This is a genomic window from Hoeflea sp. (genome assembly GCF_984452065.1).
Genome location: NZ_CFHWAF010000034.1, coordinates 26646 through 35893, shown reverse-complemented (window position 1 = coordinate 35893; position 9248 = coordinate 26646). Strand labels below are relative to the sequence as shown.

General features: G+C 60.0%; 12 protein-coding genes. 7 read left to right on the top strand and 5 right to left on the bottom strand.

What is annotated here, in order from left to right; genetic code table 11:
• Nucleotides 1-498, top strand: a 498-nt coding sequence (gene prs, locus AC5E6N_RS08900; RefSeq protein ID WP_491747491.1) for a ribose-phosphate diphosphokinase, incomplete at its 5' end; no start/stop codon positions are given.
• Nucleotides 499-504: 6 nt separating this feature from the next.
• Here the strand turns inward: prs and AC5E6N_RS08895 are convergent.
• The gene (locus tag AC5E6N_RS08895; RefSeq protein ID WP_491747490.1) at nt 505-1083 is read right to left on the bottom strand and encodes a TetR/AcrR family transcriptional regulator; all 579 of its coding nucleotides are present in this window, start codon (nt 1081-1083) and stop codon (nt 505-507) included.
• A 231-nt stretch (nt 1084-1314) separates the two neighbouring features.
• Here AC5E6N_RS08895 and AC5E6N_RS08890 point away from each other — a divergent pair, with 231 nt between their 5' ends.
• The 6 genes from AC5E6N_RS08890 to AC5E6N_RS08865 all read left to right on the top strand — a co-directional run bounded on the left by AC5E6N_RS08890 (nt 1315) and on the right by AC5E6N_RS08865 (nt 5675).
• Nucleotides 1315-1794, top strand: a complete 480-nt coding sequence (locus AC5E6N_RS08890) for a YHS domain-containing (seleno)protein (RefSeq protein WP_491747489.1) — start codon at nt 1315-1317, stop codon at nt 1792-1794.
• 234 nt (nt 1795-2028) lie between these two features.
• Nucleotides 2029-2706 carry a 50S ribosomal protein L25/general stress protein Ctc gene (locus AC5E6N_RS08885; RefSeq protein ID WP_491747488.1) on the top strand — a complete coding sequence of 226 codons (678 nt, stop codon included), beginning with the start codon at nt 2029-2031 and terminating at the stop codon, nt 2704-2706.
• Nucleotides 2707-2742: 36 nt separating this feature from the next.
• A complete protein-coding gene (gene pth, locus AC5E6N_RS08880; protein WP_491747487.1) occupies nt 2743-3456 on the top strand; it encodes an aminoacyl-tRNA hydrolase in 714 nt (237 codons plus the stop codon).
• 3 nt (nt 3457-3459) lie between these two features.
• Nucleotides 3460-4563, top strand: a complete 1104-nt coding sequence (gene ychF / locus AC5E6N_RS08875; protein WP_491747486.1) for a redox-regulated ATPase YchF — start codon at nt 3460-3462, stop codon at nt 4561-4563.
• 180 nt (nt 4564-4743) lie between these two features.
• Nucleotides 4744-5211 (top strand): MaoC family dehydratase, encoded by a 468-nt coding sequence (locus tag AC5E6N_RS08870; protein WP_491747494.1) that lies wholly within the window; start codon nt 4744-4746, stop codon nt 5209-5211.
• Nucleotides 5208-5675, top strand: coding sequence for a MaoC family dehydratase (locus AC5E6N_RS08865; RefSeq protein WP_491747485.1), 468 nt, complete (start codon nt 5208-5210; stop codon nt 5673-5675). Before AC5E6N_RS08870 ends, AC5E6N_RS08865 begins: the two co-directional genes overlap by 4 nt.
• Before the next feature lie 12 nt (nt 5676-5687).
• On the opposite strand, the gene AC5E6N_RS08860 is transcribed toward AC5E6N_RS08865, so the two are convergent.
• The 4 genes from AC5E6N_RS08860 to petA all read right to left on the bottom strand — a co-directional run bounded on the left by AC5E6N_RS08860 (nt 5688) and on the right by petA (nt 9059).
• Nucleotides 5688-6233 carry an adenine phosphoribosyltransferase gene (locus tag AC5E6N_RS08860; RefSeq protein WP_491747484.1) on the bottom strand — a complete coding sequence of 182 codons (546 nt, stop codon included), beginning with the start codon at nt 6231-6233 and terminating at the stop codon, nt 5688-5690.
• A gap of 99 nt (nt 6234-6332) precedes the next feature.
• Entirely contained in the window at nt 6333-7157 is an 825-nt protein-coding gene (locus AC5E6N_RS08855) for a cytochrome c1 (protein WP_491747483.1), read from the bottom strand.
• Between the two features lie 25 nt (nt 7158-7182).
• The gene (locus tag AC5E6N_RS08850; RefSeq protein WP_491747482.1) at nt 7183-8478 is read right to left on the bottom strand and encodes a cytochrome b; all 1296 of its coding nucleotides are present in this window, start codon (nt 8476-8478) and stop codon (nt 7183-7185) included.
• Between the two features lie 14 nt (nt 8479-8492).
• Nucleotides 8493-9059 carry a ubiquinol-cytochrome c reductase iron-sulfur subunit gene (petA, locus tag AC5E6N_RS08845; protein WP_491688874.1) on the bottom strand — a complete coding sequence of 189 codons (567 nt, stop codon included), beginning with the start codon at nt 9057-9059 and terminating at the stop codon, nt 8493-8495.
• Nucleotides 9060-9248 lie beyond the last annotated feature (189 nt).

Genomic DNA, 9248 nt, shown 5'->3' with positions numbered 1-9248 from the left:
CCGATCCTGGCGCGCGACATCAAGGAAAACTACGACGTCTCCAACGTCATGGTGGTCTCGCCCGACACGGGCGGCGTGGTGCGCGCGCGCTCGCTCGCCAAACGGCTCGATTCCCTGCTTGCCATCGTCGACAAACGGCGCGACCGGCCGGGTGAATCGGAGGTCATGAACGTGATCGGCGATGTCTCCGGCCGCGACTGCATTCTGATCGACGATATCGTCGATTCCGGCGGCACGCTGTGCAACGCCGCCGAGGCACTGCTTGAAAACGGCGCGACCAGCGTGACCGCCTATATCACGCACGGCGTCCTCTCCGGCGGTGCCGTTGCGCGCGTCACGGCGTCGAAGCTGACGGAACTGGTGATCACCGATTCCATCCAGCCGACAACCGCGGTTCAGAACGCACACAATATCCGCGTCATTACGACCGCGAACCTCATCGGCGAAGCCGTCACCCGAACGGCCGCCGAGGAATCCGTGTCCAGCCTGTTCGACTGACGTTCCTTAGGCGGGACGGTCCAGCAACTCGCCAAGAAGGTTCTTCCAGTCGGCATCGGCATTGCCCGTCTTGCTCATCGCCTGAGCTCCGAGATAAAGCCGCGCGATGATGGCCGCCTTGCGGTGCCGCGAGGCAAAATCGTCCATCCGCCGGCCCGGCATATCACCCAGCGCATCGAATATCGCCGTTTGCAGGCGGTTCGACATCGCCGCCGTGCGTTTGGCGACGGATTCGTCATGCGGTCCGAGTTCGACCATCGCGTTGCAGACAAAACATCCGCGCGGCGCGGCGTCCTCGCCGCAACCGGTCTGTTCGAAAAGCTTGAGGATGCGCTCCGCACCATCTCCCTTGGACCGGTCGCTCAAAAGAGCAACGGCGGATCCCATGCAGGTCCGGTCATAATGGTCGAGCGCGGCGAGGTAGGCGGAATGTTTGTCACCGAATGCCTTGTAGAACGAACCGCGCGACAGGCCCATCGCATGCAGGAGATCCGGCAGATTGGTGGCCGAATAGCCGAGACGCCAGAATATCTGCATCGCACCGTCGACGGCGGTGTCCATATCGAATTCGCGTGGTCTGGCCATTCCTTCGCTATCCCGGATCCGTTTGCGCAGAACGAGGCTGATCCTGTTTGTCATAAGAGCCCAGTCTGATTTTTCAATCAAGTTTCGCTCACATTCATTTGTTTTGTACCAATTGGTTCCTAATTGTACAACCATAGCCATGCCGGGCGTCAGGCGCCAGCGCTCCGGTGAAAGCGGTGGGCCGCCCTGACCCACCGCATCCAAATTGACACGCGAATCGAGGAGACGATTATGCTCAATGTTTTGAAGACCACCCTTGCAGGCGCTGCCCTGTCCATTGCCCTGCTGACATCCGCTCTGGCAGCCGATGTCGATGTGAATGCGACAACCACCGGCCTTGCCCTTCGCGGCTATGATCCGGTCGCCTATTTCACCAGGGGCGAACCCACCCGGGGCGATTTCCAGATCACCGCCGAGTACAACGGCGCTACCTACCGCTTCGAGAACGAAGAGAACAAGGCCCGGTTCGTGGCCAACCCCGAAGCCTATGCACCGGCCTATGGCGGCTATTGCGCCTTCGGAACGGCGATGGGCTTCAAGTTCGACGGCGACCCGCATCTGTGGCGCATCGTCGACAACCGGCTCTATCTCAATCTTGCCCCGGGCATCCAGGAGCGCTGGGAAGCCGACCGCGCCAATCTGATTACCGCCGCCAATGAAAAATGGACGAATATCGCGGACAAAACGCCTGAGGAACTTCAGTCCCAATAGGCTCTGACACCTTCAGCTACTCCTCGGCCGGGCTCTTCCCAAGCGCCCGGCCGTTTCTATTCGCGGGCCCGCCGCTCAATGCGCTTGCGCAGCGCGCGGACCTTCGCTATATAGCGCGCGTCCGCGTAGACACCCTTGGAGGCAACGCGGATGGGCGGCCGTTGGCCGCTCGATGTTTTTTCGGGCGCAGCAGCCCGTAGAACACTCCAAAGTCGAACCTCGAAAGGAAGAGCCATGAGCAACAGCTATGAGCTTGTAGCCGAGGCGCGCGAACGGGTTGGTAAGGGGTCCGCCCGCGAACTTCGCCGCAACGGAAAAATTCCCGCCGTGATTTACGGCGGCAAGGAACCCCCGGTTTCCATCGCGCTGCCCTATAAGGACGTGACGATGAAGATCCACAGTGGTGGATTTCTGACGACAATCGCGACGATCGATGTGGGCGGCAAGAAGGTCCGCGTTCTGCCGAAGGATTATCAGCTCGATCCGGTGCGCGATTTCACCATGCATGTGGACTTCCTGCGCGTCTCCAAGGACACGGTCGTGACCGTCGAGGTGCCGGTCCAGTTCATCAATGACGAGGAATCGCCCGGCATCAAGCGCGGCGGCGTTCTCAACGTCGTGCGCCACGCGGTCGAGGTGACCTGCCCGGCAGACAGCATTCCGGAGAATTTCATCGCCGACCTGACCGGCCTTGATCTGGGTGACGGCATCCATATCTCCGACATCACCCTGCCTGAAGACGTGACACCGACGATTACCGACCGTGACTTCACGATCGCGACGATCGCCGCACCCGCCGGCCTGAAGAGCGAAGAGGAAGAGCAGGAAGGCGAAGAGGGAGCCGAAGCGGAAGCAGGCGAAGAGGCAACCGAGGGCGAAGAGGCAACCGAAGAGGGCGGCGGCGAGGAATAATCGCCGCCATCTCCTTGCGACACGGAGACCGGTGCGATGTTGCTTATCGCAGGCCTCGGCAATCCCGGCCCCCGCTACGCGAAACAGCGCCACAATATCGGCTTCATGGCGGCGGACGCGATTGCCCGCCGCCATTCCTTTCCGGGATGGTCGAAAAAATTCAAGGGCGAGATTTCGGAAGGCACGATTGCCGGCGAAAAGGTCCTCATTGTCAAACCGCAGACATTCATGAACCTTTCCGGCGAGAGCGTCGGAGAAGCCATGCGCTTTTACAAGCTCTCTGCGTCGGACCTCATCGTGATCTATGACGAACTCGATCTTCAGCCCGGCAAGGTGCGGATCAAGACGGGCGGCGGGGCCGGCGGTCACAACGGCATCAAATCCATCGACGCCCACTGCGGCAAGGACTATCGCAGGCTGCGGCTCGGCATCGGCCATCCCGGCGTCAAGGAACGGGTGACGGGACATGTGCTCGGCGATTTCGCCAAGAGCGACGGCGACTGGGTGAACGCTCTTCTTGAGGCGGTCGCGGACAATGTCGACATGCTTGTATCGGGCAATGATGCGGGTTTCCTGAACAAGATTGCCGTCGCCACCGGAAACGGAGCGCACCAGAAGACCACCGACACGAAAAAGACACGCAAGGACGCATCGCATATCCGCGCGGCGCGGCCATCGAAAACGGCATCTCCCCCCGCCAAGGGTCCCATGGCGGACATGTTGAAAAAGCTCTTCGGAAACAAGGAATAGAAAATGGGCTTCAAGTGCGGCATCGTAGGACTGCCCAATGTCGGCAAGTCGACCCTGTTCAACGCGTTGACCAAGACGGCCGCGGCACAGGCTGCCAATTACCCCTTCTGCACGATTGAGCCGAACACCGGAGAGGTTGCCGTGCCCGACGGCAGACTGCAGACGATCGCAAAGATCGCTCAATCCAAGGAGATCGTTCCGACACGCATTTCCTTTGTCGACATCGCCGGCCTCGTGCGCGGCGCATCGAAGGGCGAGGGCCTCGGCAACCAGTTTCTGGCCAATATCCGCGAGGTGGACGCCATCGTCCATGTGCTGCGCTGCTTCGACGATGACGACATCACCCATGTCGAAGGCCGCATCGACCCGGTGGCCGACGCCGAGACCATCGAAACCGAATTGATGCTTGCGGATCTGGAAAGCCTTGAGCGGCGCGCCGAACAGACCCGCAAACGCGCCACCGGAAAGGAAAAGGAAGCCATCCTGATCCTTCCGATGATGGAAAAGGCACTCGACCTTCTTAAGAACGGCAAGCCCGTTCGCCTGTTGCTCGACGGAATTGCCGCCGAGGACCTTCGGCTCCTCAATACGCTCAATCTTCTGACATCCAAACCGGTGCTTTATGTCTGCAATGTCGACGAGGCGGACGCGGCGACCGGCAACGAAAAGACAAAGGCCGTCGCGGCAATGGCCGCACAGCAGAATGCGCAATTCGTGGTCATCTCGGCGGAAATCGAGGCGCAGATCGCCCAGCTGGATACCGAAGAAGCCGCCGAGTTCCTGTCTGAACTGGGGCTCGATGAACCCGGTCTCGACAAGCTTATCCGCGCCGGATACACGCTCCTCGACCTGATCACCTATTTTACCGCCGGTCCCAAGGAAGCGCGCGCCTGGACCGTAAAACGCGGAGCCAAGGCGCCGCGGGCGGCAGGCGTCATTCACACCGATTTCGAGCGTGGCTTCATCCGCGCCCAGACCATCGCCTATGACGACTACGCCTCGCTCGGCGGCGAGGTCGCGGCCCGCGATGCCGGAAAGGCGCGCGACGAAGGCAAGGAATATGTGGTCCAGGACGGCGACGTGATGCTGTTCAAGTTCAACACCTGACGAGGCCTTTGCAAGCCGCAAGGCGCTGTTGCAGTCTGCGCTGTTGCTGCTCGCGATCGCCGCCTATCTCGGCCCGCTGCTCTATTTCGGCCTGATCGCGCAACTTTGGAAAACCGGCCCGGCACCCCATTGATCGCACACGCGCTTCGCGGCATAAGATCAACCATGAACAATCTGACAATCCAAACGGACAGACTCGCCTTCGAGGATTTCGAGCCGGGCCGGCAATTTCCCCTCGGGCCATATCCCGTCAGCGCCGAGGAAATCGTCGCCTTCGCCAGCCAATTCGATCCGCAGCCCATGCATCTCGACGAAGAGGCGGGCAAGGCAAGCATTCTTGGTGGCCTCTCGGCATCCGGATGGCACACATGCGCGATCGTCATGCGCATGTTCATCGATGGCTATATCGCCAACTCCACATCGCAGGGCGCGCCGGGCGTCGACAATTGCAAATGGATAAGGCCGGTCCGCGCCGGCGATACGTTGAGCGGCACATCCACCGTCGTCTCCGCACGTCCCTTGCAGTCGAGGCCGGGGATCGGTGCCGTTCAGTTCCGCCACGAAATCGTCAATCAGGACGGCAAGGTGGTCTGCACCTCCGAGAACTCCGGCTTCTTTGCAACACGCAACCGGGAGGCCGGCGCATGAGCGGTCTCGACGCCTTCGACATCGGCCGCCGCAACGACCTCGGCACGCATAGGTTCGCGGCGGAGGAAATCATCGCATTCGCGCGCAAGTTCGACCCCCAGCCCTTCCACATAGACGCCGAGGCAGCCGCCGGTTCCATGTTCGGCGGGCTGTGCGCCTCCGGTTGGCACACGACAGCGGTGTGGATGAAGAAAAATGTAGAATTCAGAGACCGTTGGCATGATGAACTCAAGGCAAACGGAAAATCACCGCCGGAAATCGGTCCCTCTCCGGGCTTCCGGAATCTGAGGTGGCACAAACCGGTCTATGCCGGTGATACGATTCAGTTTTTCAACACCTGGCTTTCGGCAAGGCGACGCGAACGAAAGCCCGAATGGGGCATTGTCGAATCCCATTCGGAAGGCTTCAATCAGAACGGCGAAAAGGTCATCAGCTTCGACAGCGCCGTGCTGGTGAGAATTTAACCCGGATTTGCTCTACGCGCCTTCGAACGCCACCAGCGTGCGGACCGTGATCCCGAGATCTTCCAGTTTCTTTCGCCCGCCAAGATCCGGCAGGTCGATGACAAAACAGGCCGCGAGGATTTCAGCACCCATCTGCCGCAGCAGCTTGACCGCTCCTTCGGCAGTTCCGCCCGTCGCGATCAGATCGTCGACGAGGATGACCTTCTGGCCCGCCGAGACGGCGTCCTTGTGCATCTCCATCTCATCGACACCATATTCGAGATTGTAGGCGACGCGGATCGTCTCATAGGGCAGTTTCCCCTTCTTGCGGATCGGCACGAACCCGGAAGACAGCTGGTGGGCGATCGCGCCGCCGAGAATAAATCCGCGCGCCTCGATACCGGCGATCTGATCGATCTTCGTACCGGCATAGGGATGCACCAGTTCGTCCACCGAGCGTCGAAACGCCTGCGGATTTCCGAGCAGCGTCGTGATGTCGCGAAACTGGATGCCGGGCTTCGGATAGTCCGGGATGGTTCTGATCGACGCCAGCAAGGTTTGTTTCAGCGATTGATCCATGGCTTCGTCCCCGCCTGTGCCCCCGTCCGGTTGGGCCGGGCATGCAAAAGGCGGCTCACAGCCGCCTTGAGACATTCTTTATCCGTAATTGCTGGCAGGTCAATGCTCCACGCGGGACCACACGGACTTCTTGCTGAGATAAAGCAGGCAGCTGAAGATGAGGATGAAGATCATCACCTTGAAGCCCAGCGATTTACGTTCCTCAAGCTTCGGCTCGGCGGCCCACATCATGAAGGCCGTAACGTCCTTGGCGTACTGATCGACCGTCTCCGGCGCGCCGTCGTCATAGGTGACGATCCCGTCGGAGAGCGGCGGCGCCATGGAAAGCGAGATACCGCTGAGGAAATACGGATTGTAGTAGGTCCCTTCGGTGATCTCGACGTCGCTCGGCGGATCCTGATAGCCGGTCAGAAGCGAATAGAGGTAGTCCGGTCCGCCCTCATTGTACATGGTGAAGATATCGAACACGAATTGCGGGAACCCTCGGGTTGTCGCGCGTGCCTTGGCCATCAGCGAAAGGTCCGGAGGCGCGGCGCCGTTATTGGCAAAGGCGGCCGCCTCCGCATTGGGAAACGGGTTGGGGAAATAGTCGGACAGGATTGCCGGCCTGTCGAACATCTCCCCTTCCTCGTTCGGACCGTCGGTCACGTCATAGTTGGCGGCCAGGGTCTTGATCTGATCTTCGCTGTAACCGAGTTCGGTAAAGTTGCGAAATGCGATACGGTCAAGCGAATGGCACGCCGCGCAGAGTTCGACATAGACCTTCAGCCCGCGTTGCAACTGGCCTTTGTCATAGGTGCCGAACGGCCCCGAGAACGACCATTTCTGCTCGCGCGGCGTCTTGGCGTCGCCGGCCGCCATGGCGGCCGTCCCGATGCTGGATGCCAGAACCAGCGACAGAAGCGTAGAGACGAGTGTTTTCATCTTTCTTGTCCTTTCTGACGCCGGGTTATGCGCGGTTTTCCGGTGCGGCTGTCGCCGCCTCGGGTTTGCCGCTGCCTTGTTTGGCGAGCACCGATTCGGTGATCGAGTTTGGCACCTGTCTCGGTTTCTCCACCAATCCCAGAATGGGCAGGATCGGGAAGAAGAAGAGGAAATAATAGGCCGTGCCGATCTGAGCCATGATGACATAGGCGCCTTCCGCCGGTTTCGAGCCCAGCCACCCCAGGAAGATGGTGTTGGCGACGAACAGCCAGAAGAACAGCTTGTACCACGGACGGTAGACCGCCGAGCGGACCTTGGATGTATCGAGCCAGGGAAGCAGGAACAGGATCATGATCGAAGCGAACATGGCGAGGACGCCGCCGAGCTTCGAATCGATCGGCCCGACATTGAAGGTGATGGCGCGCAGGATGGCGTAGAACGGCAGGTAGTACCATTCCGGCACGATATGCGCGGGCGTCACCAGCGGGTTGGCCTCGATATAGTTGTCCGGATGCCCGAGATAGTTGGGCATGTAGAAAACGAAATAGGCAAACACCAGCAGGAAGACGACGGTGGCGAACGCATCCTTGATGGTTGCATAGGGCGTGAACGGAACCGTATCGGTCTTCGACTTCACCTCAACGCCCGTCGGATTGGTCTGCCCGGTCACGTGCAGCGCCCATACGTGCAGGATGACCACACCGGCGATCATGAACGGCAGGAGATAGTGCAGTGAGAAGAAGCGGTTCAGCGTCGGATTGTCGACCGCGAAACCACCCAGCAGCCATTGCTGGATCGGCTCGCCGACCAGCGGGAACGCACTGAAGAAACCGGTGATCACCGTTGCTCCCCAGAAAGACATCTGCCCCCATGGGAGCACATAGCCCATGAAGCCGGTGGCCATCATCAGGAGGTAGATGATGACGCCGAGGATCCACAGGATCTCGCGCGGCGCCTTGTAGGAGCCGTAATACATGCCGCGGAACATGTGGAGGTAAACGGCGATGAAGAAGAAGGACGCGCCGTTCTGGTGCATGTAACGCAAAAGCCAGCCGGAATTGACGTCACGCATGATGTTCTCGACCGAGCTGAACGCGCCGGCGGTCGACGCCGTGTAGTGCATCGCCAGCACAATGCCCGTCAGGATCTGCGACACCAGCATCACCGACAAAATCGCGCCGAATGTATAGGCGTAGTTCAGATTGCGCGGCGTCGGGTAGGCAACAAAGGAATCGTACACCAACCTTGGAAGCGGCAGGCGCGAATCGACCCACTTGCCGAGACCGCTTGTTGGCTCATATGAAGAATGACCACCACTCATCGTAACGTCCCCTGTTACCCGATCTTGATTCTTGTGTCGGTGATGAATTCGAACGGCGGAATCCACAAGTTCTCCGGCGCCGGGCCGCTGCGGATGCGACCGGCCGTATCGTAGTGCGAGCCGTGGCAGGGGCAGAACCAGCCGCCGTAATCCCCGGCCTGACCGAGCGGGACGCAACCCAGATGGGTGCATGATCCGATCATCACGATCCAGTTCTCCCGTTCCTCGCCCGCGGAACGGTCGACATCGAGCGCCGGCGTATCAGGCGGAAGATTGGCGTTGCGCGCAGCCTGATCCTTCAGATCCTCCAGCGGCACCGCGTTTGCCTCTTCGATTTCCTTCTGTGTCCGGTTACGGATGAAAACCGGCTTTCCACGCCATTTGACGGTGATCGACATGCCTTCCTCGAGCGACGAGACATCGACCTCAATCGTCGACAGGGCCAGTGTCGTGGCGTTCGGCCGCATCTGGTCGATAAAGGGCCAGGCCAAGGCACCGACACCGACGACGCCGGCCATACCGGTTGTCAGATAGAGAAAATCACGGCGGCTCGGCTCGGCTGTTGTATCGTGTTCGCTCACGGTTTTGACCATCCTCTGCGCAGACTGACCTACATGGAAACGCAACGCTACGCCTTTTTCACCCCTCAGGCGCGGCCTCGTCCCCACATTTTGCCGGGTTCTATGACTCTTATTAGAATATGTCCAGTCTGCAGACCCGCACAGAGGCACATTGCCGCAAGTTTTTAACCCTTCGTCCTATGGTGCTGA